A 16,240-nucleotide genomic window follows, 5' to 3' on the forward strand; every position below is an offset into this window, starting at 1 on the left:
CACCTTTGATCCCCGCGCCTCCACCAAACGGCGGTCTTGCTGGACGCTTGCAGGCTTCGTAAGGGCCCTTGCCTCCGGAGGACGGGCTCCTCGGGCGGGCCGGTCAACCCGCCTTTCCGGGGGTGCGTTGCCGCCTCGTCAATGCTTATGGCTGCGGCAGCACGTCTTCATTCATGTCCGACGGGACAGATTATTGTTATACTGGGCAGGGCACGGACATCGCGTGCGGCGTCGCGCCGACACGGCACCGTCATCGCGGAAGGGACATGCCGGACGCGGCCCCGCGGCCTGATATCAGGTTCGATCGCCACCGATCGGGAGAGATCTAGCCATCATGCACCTACCCGAGACGGCGACCCGAATCGTATCCTGCGACGTCTTCGACACGCTGCTCTATCGCGATCACCGGTCGGAGCGCTGCCGCTTCCACGATATCGCGACGGTCGCGTCGCAGCTGCTCGCGGCGGAGCACGGCACGGCGCGCCGCCCGGGCGCGATCTACGCCGCGCGCCTGCAAGTCCAGCGGGCGGCTTACCGCGCGCTCGACTTGGCCAATCCTTCGGGCGACGTGCGCTTCGCCGACATGCTCGCGGCCATGACGCGGGTCCTCAGCCTCGAGGATCGCGCCGCGGAGCTCCTGCACCGGGCCGAGATCACGGTCGAGCTCGCCCAGTTGCGCGCGAACACCCGGCTGATGACGTGGCTGAAGCGGCGGGCGCAGGCCGGGGGCAGGATCATCGCGGTGAGCGATACCTACCACCGCGGCGAGACGATCGCGCATCTGCTGGACACGCTGGCCCCCGGTCATCCCGTCGCCCATATCTACACCAGCGCCGATCACGACGCGACCAAGCGGACACGGGCCCTCTTCGATGTCGTTCTCCGGAGCGAGAAGGTCGCCCCTGCCGAGATCCTCCACCTCGGCGATGACACGCTGGCGGACGTGACCATGGCCGCCGCCGCGGGCCTGCGCACGGCACAGTTGCTCCGCCCACGCCACGTGGTGCTGCGTCGCCGCCTGGATGCCGTCCGCGCCCGCGTGATGCATCGACACTGGATCCGCGCCGCACGGGGCGGGGCCAGGAGGGCCGGGCCGTGAGCGCCACCGACGCCGCACGCGCCGCGGGCGACGACGCGGTCGCGTTCGGGCAGCGCGTCCTGGGCCCGATCCTCGCCGAGTTCTGCCTGAACCTCTGGCTCGTGGAACGCTTCCTCGCGCCGGACAGGACCGTGCTCCTGTTCTGCGCGCGGGGCGGCCTGCGCCTGCAACTCGTCTACGAGCGATTCCTCCGGCAAACCGGCCTGCCAGAGAACGTCCCGCACGCGGCCCTGATGGTCTCGCGCCTCGTGGCCGCCCGCACGGCGTTCGATCCGCCGAGCCCCGGCGTTCTCTCCGAGCTCGGCCGGGAGTTCAGCGGCCGGTCGATGGCGGAGATCGCGGCGGCGCTGGCGCAACGCGACGATCTGGGACTGCCGGCGTCCTGGGATGCCCCCTTCGAGGAGGCGACATTCACCGCGCTGCTGGCCGGCAAGGAGCCCGGCGTGGCCCGACTTCGTGCCGCGGTCGCCCGGCAGGATACCCGGTTCCGCGCGCATCTCGATGCCTGCGCGGGTCCGGCGCGCCACTGCGTGCTGATCGATACCGGGCTCTACGGCAGCACGGTCCGCATGCTCCAGGAGGGGTTGCCGGAGCGGACATGGTCCGGGCTCCAGTTCGCCCGCTGCAACTACAAGCGCCTCGCCACACCGCATTTCCGCCGGACCCTCGGCCTGAGTGTCGAGAGCGACTGGTACAAGCCCTGGGACGCCCGCACGTCGGTGCTGCGCTTCTGGCACCTGATCGAGGACTGCCTGGAACCGGATCTGCCGAGCGTCCGCACCTTCGCCCAGGCCGCCTCGGGATCGCCGCCGCGGGCCAATCTCCAGGAAGACGGCTGGGAGGCGCGGATCGCGTCGACGCGGCCGGACCTCTTCGCCGGCGTCCTGGCCCACATCGACGGCCTCGGCCCCGAGAGCGTGCCGGTGATCCCGGACGATGCCGCGCGGGCGTGGACTGCCCTGAAGAGGGCGGTCATCTGGCCGGATGACCGGGCCGTCGCGACCTTGAGCCTCGGCGGCAGATCCCGGGATTTCGGCCGCGTGGAGTTGAGCGCGCAGTACGCCGCGCCCGGGCCGACCCGGCCGGTGCAGCAGATCCGCGACAGTCTCTGGCGCGAAGGCGCGCTTCTCCGCTGCTTTCCCCGGGCCGGCCGCCTGCTGCTTCCCGTGATCGAGGCCGTCTACGCCGGACGCGCCCTCCACAGGGAAGCCACGACTCGTCTCCAGCGCGGCCCCGAATCGGCGCGCGAGGCGCGCGCGGAGCCGCTTCTGTGGCGCCGGCAGGCTTCGGGTGCGAACTGAGGTCTCCGGCGTGTCGTCGAATGCAGCGCTTGGGCCACCGTTTCTGCACTCGGATTTTCTTGTAGAAAGTCTAAGCGCTGGCTATAAAATAATTAGCGCCGTGATTTTTTGCATATATTACATACGGGACTTCTGCGTGCGAACGGGGATGTGCGTGATCCCACCCCCTGGTATCGCGGGCCCGACCGCGCCGCTCTCGCGAGAGGTGGAACACTCTTGTTCTCGCATTCGATCGGCGAACCTGGGCTGCGACGGGAGTAGAGCGACGGCATGACGGCAGTCGGATCGTTCGGAATCAACGGTCGGTTCCTCACCCAGCCGATGACCGGTGTTCAGCGCTACGCGATGAACGTCACCCGGGCGATGAGCGCGGCCCTGGCTGCCCAGGGCGAGAGCGCCCCCTTGCTGTCCGTGCCCGGCGCGGATGATCCCCTGCTCGCGGGCACGCCGCTCCGCACTGCCGGCCCCGCGGGCGGACATGTCTGGGAGCAACTCGTGCTGCCGCGCGCGTGGCCCGGTCGACTGCTCAACCTCTGCAACACCGCCCCCGCGCTGAAGGCGGATCAGGTCGTCTGCATCCACGACGCGAACGTGTTCAACGCACCGGAGAGCTACAGCGCGTCCTTCCGGGCCTTCTACAGGACACTCCAGCCGCTCCTGGCCCGCCGTGCCGCGCGGATCGCCACCGTCTCGACATTCTCCGCCGGTCAGATCGCGGACCATCTCTCCGTGAGGGCCTCCGACATCGTCGTCCTCCCGAACGGGCACGAGCACGTGCACGCCTGGGACCCGCGACAGGCCGTCCGGGCACCGGCGGGCCTGGACCGGGACGCCGACGGCCTGGAACGGCCCTTCGTGCTGGCCCTCGGGTCCCGCGCCCGCCACAAGAACCTCGATCTGCTGCTCAGACTGGCGCCCAGCTTGGGCGAACTCGGGCTCGACCTCGTGGTGGCGGGCGGCCAGGCCACCATCTACGCCGCCGAGGATCTGCAGCGCGGCGAGAACGTCCGCCACCTCGGCTTCGTGACCGACCACGACCTCGCCTACCTGATGGAGCGCGCCCTGTGCCTGGCCTTCCCCTCTCTCACGGAGGGGTTCGGGCTACCGGCCCTGGAAGCGATGGCGCGCGGCTGCCCCGTCGTTTCGACCGACCGCGCGAGTCTGCCGGAGATCTGCGGGTCGGCGGCCCTGCTCGCACCGCCGGACCGGCCGGACCGTTGGATCGCCCAGATCCGCGCCCTGGCCGCGAGCCCGGACCTCCGATCGGACCTGATCGGCCGCGGTCGCGATCAAGCGGCGCTCTTCTCGTGGGAGACCTCGGCGCAGGGCTACCTCGATCTCATGCGCGCGCCGACGGCGCGGCCGGTCGCGCGATCCGCGGCGGCGCCGTCCCCGCCCAGCATCGCGGTCGCCATCGCGACGCTGGGCCGCCCCGAAGTCGTGACCGGCACTCTCAGGCGGATCCTGGATCGGCAGACGCTGAAGCCCGCCGCCATCCTGATCTCGTGCGTCACCCCGGACGACGCCGGCGAGGCGGCGGCGTGGCCCGGCGTGACGGTGGTCACGGGGCGTCCCGGCCTCGCCACCCAGAGGAACGCCGCCCTCGCGGCGCTGCCCGAGGCGATCGATATCGTAGTCTTCTTCGACGATGACTTCGTCCCGGAATCCGGCTGGCTCGCCGCGGCCGCGCAGCGCTTTCACGACGAGCCGGACATCGTCGGCCTGACGGGCGACGTCATCGCGGACGGCATCAAGGGGCCTGGGCTGAGTTTCACCGAGGTCGACCGGATGCTCGCCGCACTGGGTCCGGTCGAGCCGGCGGCGCCGATCGAGGCCTTCAGCCCGTACGGCTGCAACATGGCGTTCCGTCGCTCGGCCGTCGGCGCGCTGCGATTCGACGAGCGGCTCGTCCTGTACGGCTGGCTCGAGGACCGCGATTTCGGCGCGGCCCTGGCGGCCAAGGGCGGCCGGCTTGTCAAATGCATGGAGGCCCGCGGCGTCCATATGGGCGTGAAGGGCGGCCGTATCTCGGGCGATCGACTCGGCTATTCCCAGATCGTCAACCCCTTGTACATGCTGCAAAAAGGCACGATGACCTTATCCCAAGTCTTCGGTCAGATCTCCCGCAACGTTCTCAGCAACGTGACGCGCTTCCCGGCTCCCGAGCCGTTCATCGACCGGCGCGGCCGGCTGCGCGGCAATCTGCGCGGCGCCGCGGACGTGCTCCTGGGACGGCTGGAACCCGAGCGGGCCCTGCAGATCCGGCGGAAAGCGTGAGATGAACATTCACAACACCGGCCGGATCCCGCCCGACCAATCCCAACCGGTCACCCACTTTCCGGAACCAATGTCCGTCGGCGTGCAGGACGGCCCGCTGGCCGTCATCTCGGCGGCCCTCAAGGCGGCCCGCCGGCACAAGTTGGCGGTGGCCATCTGGGTGGTCTTCTGCATCGGCTGCGCGGCGCTCTACACCGTGACCGCGACCCCCTCCTACACGGCGACCGCGGTGCTCCTGCTCGAGCCGCGCCGCCCGGTGGGCTCGGGCTCCTCCGACGGCGCCCTCTTGCCGAGCCTCGATGTGGGCCGCGCCGAGAGCGAGCTCCAGGTTCTCCGCTCGGAACGCCTGCTGGCGAACGTCTTCAACAGTCTCCAGCTCGCGAACAATCCGGAATTCGGCGCTCCAGATACCGAGAGCCCGAAAGAGCCGGGCCCGAATGCCTCGGAGTTGTCGGGGCTGCGGACCGCCCCGCCGTCGACGGCGGCCATCCTGCAGCAGCGGAAGTTCGAGAATTTCGCCGAGCGATTTAGCGTCCGGCGGGTGGGCCAATCGTACGTTGTTGAAGTCTCGTACACGTCCAGAGATCCGAACCTGGCGCGGCGCATCGCGAACGCCGCCGTCTCGGCCTATCTCCTGCAATCCATCGCGGCCAAGGCCGACGCCGCCAAGAATGGCGCCGAGTTCCTCCAGGGCCGCGTCAACGCCCTCGCTTCTCAGGCCCGGTCCGCGGCGGCGGCCGTCACCGAGGGCACGCTGCCGGACGCGCCGACGCCCGATGCCGACGCGCGGGTGATCGGCGCGGCGCTGCAGCCCCTCAAGCCCTCGGCCCCGCGGAAGACCCTGATCCTCGGGCTCGGCGCGATGATCGGCCTCGTGGGCGGATTGCTGGCCGTGGCGCTGCTGCAGGCCTTCGACCGCCGGATCCGGACTTCGCAGGATCTCGTCCAGCGGGCCGGCCTTCCCTGCCTCGCCGTGATGCCCGAGGTCCTGCGCAAGACCGCCGACGGGCGCCGCGAGACCGTGGATCTGCGCAACGTCAACGCGCCGTGGTTCCTCAACGTCAAATTCTCCACGGGTGTCCGCGACCTGCGGACGTCGATCCAGCTGGCGCTCTCGGCGCGCGGTCACGAGTCCGACTGGGTCATCGCCCTGGTCGGCTGCACGCCGCGCACGGGCACGACCCTGATCGGTCTGAGCCTGGCGCGCCTGCTACAGGAAGGCGGTCGGACCGCGCGGCTGATCGACACGAATATTCACGGCGCCGGGACTTTCTTCCTGACCCCGGATTCGAAGGCCGGCGTCGGCGCGAGTCTCGCCGACCTGATCATCAATCCGAGCCATCTGGCTTTGGCCAAGTTCGTGGATTTCGGAGGCGTCTCCGTCCTGCCGTCGCGGTCGCCGTACACGGCGGTCGGCACCGGCGTGTCGCTGAGTTCCTCCGTCTTCCAGAGCGTCATCGACCAGATGCGCCGGGGCGGCTACGTCATCCTCGACCTGCCGCCGCTCTCCGTCTCGGCCGAGTCCCGCGTCGCGGCCCGCCGGGCGGATGTCGTGGTGATCGTCGCCGAGGCCGGGCAGACCACCGTCGACGAGCTGTCGGACGCGGTGAACGGCCTGATCGGTGCCGGCGCGAACGTGATCGGCGCCGTTCTCAATCGCGCGTGATGCGGGCCACGGGATCGTCGACGGATCCGCGCCCGGATCGTCGGGGCTCTGAACGGGAGGAGTTGGTTTGGATGCCGGCCGGAGATCGTGAGACGTTCCAGATCCTCTATCTACAACCTGGGACCTCCGTCTTCGCCGGCATCGAGCGGGTGGTCGACACGATCGGCGCAGAACTCGCGCAGAAGTGCGGCACGGAGTTCGCCGTCGACGTGCTGCGCGTGACGCAACACGAGAATTATCCATCCGAGCCGCGACCGTACAGAAGCATCTTCCGGCCGGTCACCTCGCGCCTGCACCTGATGCGGATCTTTCGGGAGGTGAGCAGAGGAGGGCGCTACGATCTGATCATCGTGCCGCAGATCGAGCCGACCGTCGTCTTCTGGCTGGCCCGGCTGGGTATTCCGCAGCGGATCACGATGCATCTGCACGGCAACCCGCGGCGCGAAGCCGGCAGCCTGAAATCGAAACTCAAGTTCTTTGTCCTGAAATATTATGTCCTTCCACGAATCGCCTCCGTTTTCGGGACTTCACCGCGGCAGCTCAGAGCGTTCGAAGCCGATTTCGATTGCAGGCGTCCGATGTATTGGGTTCCCAATCCGGTCCGGCACTTCGAAGCTCCGGGCGCCGACATGCGGCCCGAGTCCGGCGTCATCACCTTCGTGAACGTCGGACGCTACGCCTTCCAGAAAGGTCAGGACCTTCTGATTCGCGCATTCGCGAGACTGTACGAGCGGCGCAGGAACGTGCGCCTCAACCTGGTCGGCCATGGATCTGACAAAGCGGCGCTGGCCGAGCAGATTCGGACGCTCGGCCTGTCCGACGTCGTCCGGCTCGTCCATTACCCGGACGACCCACAGCGCGCGCTCTACCTCAGCGACGTCTTCGTCGCGACGTCTCGATGGGAGGGCTGGTCGCTGGCCATCTGCGAAGCCCTGCGGTGCGGGCTGCCGGTCATATCCACCGATTGTGAATTCGGTCCCAGCGACATCTTGGTCGATCAACGCCTCGGGCGCCTGATCGCGCCCGACGACGAGGACGGACTCGTCAAATCCATGGAGTACTACTGCGACAATATCGAGCTGGAACGGTCGTTCTCCGAGTTCAGGAAGAACCACATTGACCAATACAGCGTCGAAAGGGTCGTGCACATCCACGCTGACGCGATCCGGCAATCGGCATGCTGAACCTCGGTCTGCCCCTGGCCGAGCAGCGGCCCCGCGCATCGTCGGTCCTTGTCGTGAGACGTCCGTCGCATCTGAGAACCGCATCAGCGACGATCGACGCCCGGACCGCGACGCGGACCATCATGGACCACTGTCCTCGGGACCGCGCGCATCCATCGCGCCCGGAAGCAGGCGGATCGATCCCTGGCACACAGCCGCTTCGTACCGGCATTTCCGAATGCAATGACCCGTTGTTTGCAGCAAAGGACCGCGAAGATAGGCCACTCACCGACGTTTTGACAGCTTATCGCCGCGCATCGACCGTTTGCGCGACGATCTCGTCGACGAACTGAGCCCGGGAGCCGCCCACCGTGATCCAGCTGCGTACCGCACGTGACATCGAGAATCTCCTGGATGCGGCTTACGATGTCTGCATTGTCGGAACGGGCCCGGCCGGGAGCACCCTGGCCCGCGAGTTGTCCGGCAGCGGCCTGAGGATTGCGCTGCTCGAGAGCGGCGGCCCTGACCGGACGGAGCGTGCGGACGCGCTGGATGCCATCGTGAATATCGGGCGACCGCGCGCCACGCAGTGGGCGGTCCGGAACCGGGTCGTGGGCGGCAGCTCTCACACCTGGGGCGGCCGGTGCGCGCCTTTCGACGCCATCGACTTCGAACGGCGCCCCTGGGTACCGGAGAGCGGATGGCCGTTCCAACGCGACGCGCTCGATCCCTATCTCGAGCGGACCGCCAAGTATCTCGGGCTCGCCTACGGCAACCATTTCAGCGACGCGCGCTTCTGGGAGCTGTTCGGTTCGCAGCCGGCTTGGTCCGAGCCGGATCCACAGATGCTCATGCCCTTCTTCTGGCAGTTCAGCCGCGACGATGCGGAATCCTACCCGTTTGAGTACACGCGCTTCGGGCGGAACCTGGACGAGAAACTGGGGGCGAACGTCACGCTGATCAGCGGCGCCACCGTCGTCGCGATCGACGTGACGGACGCGGGGGACCGGGTCCAGGGCGTGCAGGTCGCGGCGCCCGATGGCGCGACCGTCGCGCTGCCGGCGCGCCGTGTCGTCCTCTGTGCCGGCGGGATCGAGAATGCGCGGCTTCTCCTCGCCTCCGATCATCAGATCCCGGGCGGCCTCGGGAACAAGGCCGACCTCGTGGGCCGCTACCTCATGGATCATCTGCGCGGGCCGGTCGCGCAGTTCGACGTCCACCGGTCGCGCGCGCTGCAGCGACGGTTCGGCCGCTACACCATCGCGGATCGGCTGTTCCGAGGCGGGCTCCGCCTGAGCCCGGGCATTCAACGAAGCCGCCAGCTCCTGAACTGCGCGGTCTGGCTCGGCGAGACGCTCGCTCCGGACGACCCGGGCGACGCGATCCGGAGGATGCTGGTCGGTAAGCCGCGCGCGAAGGACATCGTGACGCTGGTGTCGAACCTGCCGCTGCTCCTACGCGGCTGCCGTGATCACTTCATCGCCCGCAACGGCTTTCCGCGGAAGCTCTCCGAGCTGAGCCTCGAATGCATGGTCGAGCAGCGGCCGGATCCCGACAGCCGGGTCATGCTCTCCGATCAGCGGGACCACTTGGGCAGCCGGCTGCCGCTGATCGACTGGCGCAGTCACGAAGATGAGGGCCGCACGATGCGTGAGACGGCGCGGCTCGTCGTCTCCGAATTCGCCCGCCTGGGCCTGCCCGCGCCCGTGCTGGCGGAGTGGGTGCGCGACGAGGCGCCGATCCCACTCAGCTTCGTCGACGTCGCGCATCCAACCGGCACCACCCGCATGTCCGACGATGCCACCAAGGGCGTGGTCGATGCGCAGGGTCAGGTTCACGGGATCGACGGACTGTACGTCACGGGAAGCTCCGTGTTCCCGACGGGAGGCCACTGCAATCCCACGCAGATGATCGTCGCCCTGGCGATACGTCTCGCCGACACGCTGAAGGGCCGAGGGCAGCGCGACACGGTGGTCGCCGACCTCCGTGCGTCTCCGCCCGTCCCGGCGGATCTGCGCGTCCTGGTGACGGGGGCGACGGGGCGGATCGGCCGCATCCTGGTGGAGGACCTCCTGGAACGCGGCTACCCAGTCCGGGCCGTCACGTCCCGGCCGCTGACCGAGGCGCAGCCGCGCACGGGTCGGGTCGAATGGCGGACCTTCGATTTCACGGCGGATCAGGATTACGCCGGCCTTCTCCGCGGCTGCCAGGCCGTCATGCATCTCGCCGCCGAGCTCGGGAAGCAGGACCGGATGCAGGCCATCAATGTCGAGGCGACGCGGCGCCTGGCCGAAGCCGCGGAGCAGGAAGGCGTCAGGGCCTTCTGCTACATGAGCACCGTCTCCGTCTATGGCAGCGGCCGCTCGCGGACCATGACGGAGACGGCCCCGGTGCTCACCAGCAGCGTCGACGTCAAATCTGAGTACTGGGCTCTCGACTACGTTCGCGCCTATGGTCGAACCAAGCTCGCCGGCGAGGAAGCCATCTCGCGGGTCGCCGCGACCCTTCCCTACGTGATCCTGCGACCGACAGTCGTGGTCGACCTCCACAATCTCATCGGCCTGCGCGACTGGGGGCTCTCGAAACGCCTCTTCGCAGCGCATCGGCCCTCCCATCACGTCTACGTCCGGGACGTCACTGACGCGGCGATCTGGACGATGACGCAGTCCCTGAGCGGGGTTTGGCCCGCCGGCCAGGTCCAGGTCTTCAATCTCTCCGATCACGAGACGCGCGATGCGCGGATCGGTGACTTCATGCGACGCGCGTTCGCGATCAGCCACGATCGCCGATTCCGCGTCATCCCGATGCCCGCCATCGTCGACTGGCTCCACGATTTCCTGCGCAACCGGACATTGCCCCTGCGCAATCCGCTGTGGCGCATGCGCTTCCCCAACGATCGTCTGAGGCAGGCCGGGTATCGTCACCGCTACGGGATGGCCCAAGCCCGCGCCACGGCGCTGGAGGTCCTGCGCGCGGAGACACAGGAGCGAACACGGACCTGAGAGCGGTCAGCCTCACTTCCGGCGGCGCGCCGCGGCGCAACCGCGCGCCTCAGATCACGATTCAGATCACGGTCTCGAAGTGACAACGGCGTCGCTGCCGCGACGTCTTCCAGCACGGACCACGCCGCAACTCGGAGTTTGAGCCATGATCAAATCTCGCTGGATCCGCCGCGATCTGCTGAAATCGTGCTTCCGGGATCTGCCGATCTGCGCGGCGGCATCCCTGTTGCCTACCGGCCGCGCGAGCGCGGCGATCGACGTTTCCGCGGATCCGACGCAAGGCCGCGCGCTCGTGTTCGATGAGCCGTTCGCGGAGATCAACGGACGGATCTGGAATGGGGGGCCGAAGGCCACGACGGGTCCGTCCGGATTCTACGGCCGCTCCGCTTTCGCACCCCTCGCCGGGGCGGAAGGATTCAAGCCCTACGAGATCGTCGGGGATCCGGATGCCGAGGGAGGCACGGCCCTCCAGATTTCCGCAAAGTACATCGGACGTCATATGAGCGTCGTGAACTACTATGGCAACAACATACCCGACTATCAGTGGATCTCCGGAAATTTGCAAACCGGGAGCCGGAGCGGCGTCGTATCGGTTGGCTGGCGCCGAGGCTATTTCGAAGCGCGGATGAGATTTCCACGGCATCCGCTGACATGGCCAGCCTTCTGGCTTCTCAACCGAGACGGGATAACCAATGCTAAGCGCAGCATAGAGGTTGATATCGTCGAGCACAAGGGCTTCGAGCCGAAGCTCTACGGCGCTTACCTGCATGAATGGGGACAGCCGGGCGAGCACAACGAAGGGACAGGCGTGCCCACCCCCATCGACATGACCGAACGGTACTGCCGCTACGGCGCGCTGATCCAAGACGGCAAATGCATTCCTTTCTTCGAACGCAAGCCCATCGTCAATCCTAAAACAAATCAGATAAATATTTGGCCGCTCACCCGCGCGTCGGAAATGGCGCAGACTGGGGACGTCTTCTGGCCGCTTCTCACACTGGCGTTACGGACGGACGTCCCGGCGCCCCAGCTGACCGAGGATCAGAAGCTCGTCCATATGCGCGTCGACTATTTTCGCGTGTACGAGTAGCCACATGGGCAAGCCGGGCGCGGCCGCGACGGTGCCGGGAGGCGTGCCTACAATCTGACTCTGTGGCGGCAGCGATGCGAAGCGCATCGGCGCGCGACGAATCGCGACTGTCGGTCAGACGCGGCGCCGTTCATGCGCCCGATCGGTTCAGGGCACTTCGTCCGCACATCAGCCAAAGATGCTTCGCGGCGCGAAGGACGGGATGGACTCTTGCCATCACGCGCACCGATACTGTTCCTATCCCCGGCTTGGGCGCGGAATAGAGGCGCCTGAAAAACGTTCGAGCTATAATCAGATTTCCACGGCGGCCGAGGTTTACAAATCCGTCGAAATCTGATCTGAAATGTACGCTATATATTTACTGGCGAGAGCCGCTCTGCGGCAGAAAGATCGGTCGCGTCGATGCATTGCGGTTTTGATCTTGCGAAAAATTCATGAGCAGCGATGCGGCTGTAGCGAAAGAACCGACAGGCACAAGGCCACCGGCCTTGGCAGTCATCATCAATTGCTTCAATTATGAACGCTATATCCAATCCGCAATTCAGAGCGTCATTTCCCAGAACAATCGCGATTGTGAAGTTGTCGTCATAGACGATGGATCGACCGACGGGTCTTGGTCAATAATACAGAGGAGTGGTGTTCGCGCGTTCCGAAAAGAGAATGGGGGACAGGTCAGCGCCTGCCTTCTAGGACTTGAGAAGACGACCGCGCCCTTTGTTCTGTTTCTCGATGCCGATGATCAACTTTTGCCCGGATCTCTAGACACGATCGTGAATACATTAGATTCGGGCATTTCTAAAATCCAGTTCCAATTGGTGCGGATCAACGAGACTGGCGCCGTGATCGCACCCGCGTTTCCCGTTTTCCCGGCGGGACGTGAACGCGATAAGTTCCAGGCGCATGTAAATAAATCCGGCACATACGTCTCGCCGCCGACATCTGGCAATGTATTCAGGAGAGATGTCTGCACTTTGCTGCGACACGCGTCCTACGATACAGCCGTCGATGGCGTCATCCTCACAGCGGCCCCCTTCTTTGGGGACATCGTCAGCCTGAACCGGCCGCTCGGATGCTATCGAATACATGGCAAGAACAAATCTGGAGTTCAGAACGGACTTTCACTGGCGCTTCTCGAGAAGCATAAACGCCGATTCAGCGATCGTGTCACCCACCTCAAATCGGTGCTGCGACAAAACAACTTAGATGACCGTGTCGAAGAACCTCAATCGATGTATTTTTACAATATTAATCAGATAAATCAAGACATCATCTTGGGGAAACGGGTTCCGTTCAGGACAGCGGTGGACGCGATCAGGCAGCTCCCATCTTGGTACAGCCCGCTCAGGCGAACAGCAACGGCTGTCGCGATCCTGATCGCTCCCGCTTTGCCAAACGCGATCAATGTCCGATTCATCAATTCATGGCGCTTTGTTATCGCGCGCCTCGTCTCATCTTTTGCGAGCGTGCAGGCCCTGACCGTCGGGCAGCGATCGCCTCCCCGCTCACCCGTTCACGGCAGTCCACGCTGACCGCCTTGCCCCTGCGCCCGCCCGATCGATGGACCGCGACGCGAGAGTGGCGGACGCGGCCGCGGTACCATCTTCAGTACCATCAACGCAGATACGCTGCAGGGAAGACCGGCTTCAAAATGGGCGAGCGCCGCTTTGCTCCGGACCGCGCGAAGGGCGCGACTAGGAAGCGTCATGATCAGTGCAGGCCCTGAAATGCTGATCGATCCGATCCCGGAGCAAGTGACGGACAGACCGGGTGCGCAGGTGCGGAGGGCCAAATCAGCAGGATGAAGTGCCAACACGAGGATTCGTCGACCCTGACGCCGATGCAGCACTCGACGTGACGAATCCAGCCTGAACCGCAAGAAACCGAAGGGAATGGCGCGCCAGTTCGAACAAAAATGCGAACACTTATGTCATTGTGGTGGCTCGATAAGTTTTGAGGCCCCGCTGCTACGTAGCTTAGCGTCCGGACTCATAACCAGTATCTGACGGTGGCGGCGAGGCAGACGGCGGCGAGATAGTTGGTCGCCAGACGGTCGTAGCGGGTGGCGATGCGGCGGAAGTCCTTCAGACGGCCGAACATGCGCTCGATGGCGTTGCGCCCGCGATAGAGCGCGGGCGAGAAGCACGGCTTCCAGCGGCGGTTGACCTTGGGCGGGATGTTGGGCGCGGCCCCGGCCGCCTCGATCTGCCGGCGGATGGCATCGCTGTCGTAGCCTTGTCGGCCAGCACGACGCGGCAAGTCGGTAGGCGTTCGAGCAAGTGCGCGCCGGCCTTGCAGTCGGCGGCCTGTCCGCCGGTCAGCAGGAAGGCGAGCGGGCGGCAGAAGCGGTCCGTGAGGGCGTGGATCTTGGTCGTGCGCCCGCCTCGCGAGCGGCCGATGGCCTGGCTCTGCTCCCCCCTTTGCCCCCTGCAGCGCAGCGGTGCGCCTTCACGGCCGTGGAGTCGATCAGCACCTGCGAGGGCGGTCCGCCGGCCTGGGCCAACGTCTCAAACAAGCCGACCCAGACCCCCTTGGCCGCCCAGCGCACGAAGCGATTGTAGAGGGTCTTCTTCGGCCCGTAGAGATCGCGCTGTGCGTCCGTCCAACGTCCGCCGGACTTCAGGACATGGACGATGCCGCTGATCACGCGTCGGTCGTCCACGCGCTCCTTGCCCCGCGTGTCGTTCGGCAGAAGCGGTGCGATCTTCGCGAACTGCTCGTCCGTCAGCCAGAACTGATCCATCGGCCCCTCCCGCAGGAGCCGTGAATCACACTCGAGCCGTCCGCGCCACCTTCATGGGGCCGGACGCTAAAACGGTCCAAAATCATCCGAGATAATTGGTAGGAATGACCCGCCATTCCTCATCACTTGGACATGTTCCGGACGAACGGATCCTTATCCTTGAGTCCGTACGGTCGCCGCGCTTGACCGCTCGGGTCAACATCGGTTCCGTTCTATCTGCTCCGGCGTAACGGCCGAGGGCTCCGTCATCAGCGGGGCGCACCTGTCGTTCACCCTCCGGCTGTCAGCCCATTCCGAGCTCGCGCTCAGGGCGGCGCGATCGAGGGCGCTCTCCACATATGTCGGCGATGCACCGAGCAGGATGAGACGGCATCGGCCGGGCGCAGATGATCGGCAGAAGCCTCGAAATTTGATCTGATGCGCGGCTGTGTGGCGGAAATCAGCAGTTCGGAACTGGTTGATCGAGCCATTGTTCTGTTAGGTGTCAATGAATGTGGGTTCGCGCCGGTGCGGCGCCTCGCCTACACGCCCGCGAGGTTCGTCATGCCGGGATGGAGATTGAGGGTGGTCGTGCTCGGCGTCGCATCCTTCTCGTGCGCCACGGGCGTCCTGGCACAAGGTGCCCCCGTCCCGAACGTCAACGACTGTACCTTCATCCGCGACCCGACGGCGCTCCGCGATTGCATCGAGCTCTACGAAGGCCAGCGCCTCGCGCCCGGCCCGCGGCCCGCGGCCTTTCAGCAGCCGCCCGTGATCGACCAATCCCTGCTCGACGCGGCGGGCCCGATCCCGGCGACCGGCGTGTCCCGGCGCGGGAAGCGGCGCAAGCTTCGGCAGAGTCGCCGGCCGGCCACGCCGGCCCAGGCCGTCCAGGTCGAGCAGCTGGCGCCCGCTCAGTAGACCGCCTGGACCAGACAGGTGCGTCCCTGGCCGTTCAGGACCGCACAGAGGGCCTGCTCGGATCGCGGTTGCTGCGACTGGGCCGACAGGCGCTCAGCACCCCGCTTGGCAGCCGGCTTGGCTGACCGGTCGCTCGCAGCCGCCACGCTGCGCGCGACCGGCCGCGCCCCGAACAGGGGTGAAGGCCGCGCCGACGAATCGACGGGCCAGCCGGCGCCAGCGCCGAGACTGCGAGGGTTCGAGAAGAGCGACGGGGCGCTCAGGAAGGACCGGCCGCTCTCCGCCGCCCATTCCTCGACGGTGCGGCCGGTGATCCGGACCACGTAGTCGCGCGTCTCGGTGGGCAGGCCCGAGCGACCCTCGAGCCAGCCGCGCACCCGCTGCGGCCCGGCGTTGTAGGCCGCCGCGGCCAATCCGAGATTGCCGAAGCGCACCCTGTGTTCCCGCAGCAGCTCGGCCGATTTCGGGATCGCCTCCAGCGGATCGAACGGGTTGCGCAGGCCGCGCTCCGCGGCGGTGCCCGGCATGAACTGGGCGATGCCGAGCGCCCCCACCGGGCTCACGGCGTTGGGGTTGAGGCCGCTCTCCTGACGCAGCAGGCGCAGGAAGAAGTCGCCGGGCAGGCCGTTGGCGGCAGCCGCGGCGGTGATCAGGGCGCGCATCCCGTCCCCGGCCTGCGGGAATAGCAGGGCGGTCGCCTCGATCGGCCGGAACGCGCCGCGGCCCAGAATCATCAGGTCGGCGTTCACCGGCGCGATGATCGGTGACGCCGGTCCGTCCGCGGGCCCGTCCGGCAGTCCGAGTGGCGGCGGCGCCGCGATCGGCGCGAACGGCTTGAGGGCGGCGATCTCCGGGATCGCTGGGCTCCGGGCCGTGCTGGAAGCCCGCGGTGCGATCACCGGCGTCAGGGCGGCGGACACGACGAGGCACAGGGCCAGCGTACCCCGCTTACCGCTCGGGCGGCGGCCGAACATGTGCGTCGGTGCGACGGGCCGGTCCATG

The 16,240-nt window shown here is 66.8% G+C and carries 10 protein-coding genes and 1 pseudogene; 9 read left to right on the top strand and 2 right to left on the bottom strand.

Going from position 1 to position 16,240, the window contains the following annotated elements:
• Positions 1-334: 334 nt before the first annotated feature.
• From ACLBXO_RS09865 to ACLBXO_RS09900, 8 genes are all read left to right on the top strand, one after another.
• Positions 335-1,099: an HAD family hydrolase gene (locus ACLBXO_RS09865; RefSeq protein WP_447685267.1), complete on the top strand. Its 765-nt coding sequence runs from the start codon at positions 335-337 to the stop codon at positions 1,097-1,099.
• Positions 1,096-2,400, top strand: coding sequence for a glycosyltransferase (locus ACLBXO_RS09870; RefSeq protein WP_331313181.1), 1,305 nt, complete (start codon positions 1,096-1,098; stop codon positions 2,398-2,400). Before ACLBXO_RS09865 ends, ACLBXO_RS09870 begins: the two co-directional genes overlap by 4 nt.
• Positions 2,401-2,670: 270 nt before the next feature.
• On the top strand, positions 2,671-4,677 hold the full coding sequence (locus ACLBXO_RS09875; protein WP_447685268.1) for a glycosyltransferase: 2,007 nt from the start codon (positions 2,671-2,673) through the stop codon (positions 4,675-4,677).
• A gap of 1 nt (position 4,678) precedes the next feature.
• Positions 4,679-6,343 carry a Wzz/FepE/Etk N-terminal domain-containing protein gene (locus ACLBXO_RS09880; RefSeq protein WP_331313179.1) on the top strand — a complete coding sequence of 555 codons (1,665 nt, stop codon included), beginning with the start codon at positions 4,679-4,681 and terminating at the stop codon, positions 6,341-6,343.
• A 71-nt stretch (positions 6,344-6,414) separates the two neighbouring features.
• The gene (locus ACLBXO_RS09885) at positions 6,415-7,527 is read left to right on the top strand and encodes a glycosyltransferase (RefSeq protein WP_447685269.1); all 1,113 of its coding nucleotides are present in this window, start codon (positions 6,415-6,417) and stop codon (positions 7,525-7,527) included.
• A gap of 350 nt (positions 7,528-7,877) precedes the next feature.
• Positions 7,878-10,508 (top strand): FAD-dependent oxidoreductase, encoded by a 2,631-nt coding sequence (locus tag ACLBXO_RS09890; protein ID WP_447685270.1) that lies wholly within the window; start codon positions 7,878-7,880, stop codon positions 10,506-10,508.
• Positions 10,509-10,653: 145 nt separating this feature from the next.
• On the top strand, positions 10,654-11,598 hold the full coding sequence (locus tag ACLBXO_RS09895) for a glycoside hydrolase family 16 protein (protein WP_447685271.1): 945 nt from the start codon (positions 10,654-10,656) through the stop codon (positions 11,596-11,598).
• A 434-nt stretch (positions 11,599-12,032) separates the two neighbouring features.
• Complete coding sequence (locus tag ACLBXO_RS09900) at positions 12,033-13,127, top strand: glycosyltransferase family 2 protein (RefSeq protein ID WP_447685272.1); 1,095 nt, start codon at positions 12,033-12,035, stop codon at positions 13,125-13,127.
• A gap of 457 nt (positions 13,128-13,584) precedes the next feature.
• Here ACLBXO_RS09900 and ACLBXO_RS09905 read toward each other — a convergent pair.
• Positions 13,585-14,338: pseudogene (locus ACLBXO_RS09905) on the bottom strand (IS5 family transposase).
• Between the two features lie 429 nt (positions 14,339-14,767).
• On the opposite strand from ACLBXO_RS09905, the gene ACLBXO_RS09910 reads away from it, so the two are divergent.
• On the top strand, positions 14,768-15,238 hold the full coding sequence (locus ACLBXO_RS09910; RefSeq protein ID WP_447685273.1) for a hypothetical protein: 471 nt from the start codon (positions 14,768-14,770) through the stop codon (positions 15,236-15,238).
• On the opposite strand, the gene ACLBXO_RS09915 is transcribed toward ACLBXO_RS09910, so the two are convergent.
• A complete protein-coding gene (locus ACLBXO_RS09915) occupies positions 15,232-16,239 on the bottom strand; it encodes a lytic transglycosylase domain-containing protein (protein WP_447685274.1) in 1,008 nt (335 codons plus the stop codon). The two genes, ACLBXO_RS09910 and ACLBXO_RS09915, sit on opposite strands and share 7 nt — an antisense overlap.
• Position 16,240: the final 1 nt, after the last annotated feature.

It is taken from the genome of Methylobacterium sp. C33D (genome assembly GCF_053345825.1).

Excerpts from the sequence above, each read along its gene's own strand:
- ACLBXO_RS09865 (WP_447685267.1), top strand. The coding sequence starts at position 335 with ATGCACCTACCCGAGACGGCGACCCGAATCGTATCCTGCGACGTCTTC.
- ACLBXO_RS09875 (WP_447685268.1), top strand. The coding sequence starts at position 2,671 with ATGACGGCAGTCGGATCGTTCGGAATCAACGGTCGGTTCCTCACCCAG.
- ACLBXO_RS09880 (WP_331313179.1), top strand. The coding sequence starts at position 4,679 with ATGAACATTCACAACACCGGCCGGATCCCGCCCGACCAATCCCAACCG.
- ACLBXO_RS09885 (WP_447685269.1), top strand. The coding sequence starts at position 6,415 with ATGCCGGCCGGAGATCGTGAGACGTTCCAGATCCTCTATCTACAACCT.
- ACLBXO_RS09895 (WP_447685271.1), top strand. The coding sequence starts at position 10,654 with ATGATCAAATCTCGCTGGATCCGCCGCGATCTGCTGAAATCGTGCTTC.
- ACLBXO_RS09900 (WP_447685272.1), top strand. The coding sequence starts at position 12,033 with ATGAGCAGCGATGCGGCTGTAGCGAAAGAACCGACAGGCACAAGGCCA.
- ACLBXO_RS09915 (WP_447685274.1), bottom strand. The coding sequence starts at position 16,239 with ATGGACCGGCCCGTCGCACCGACGCACATGTTCGGCCGCCGCCCGAGC.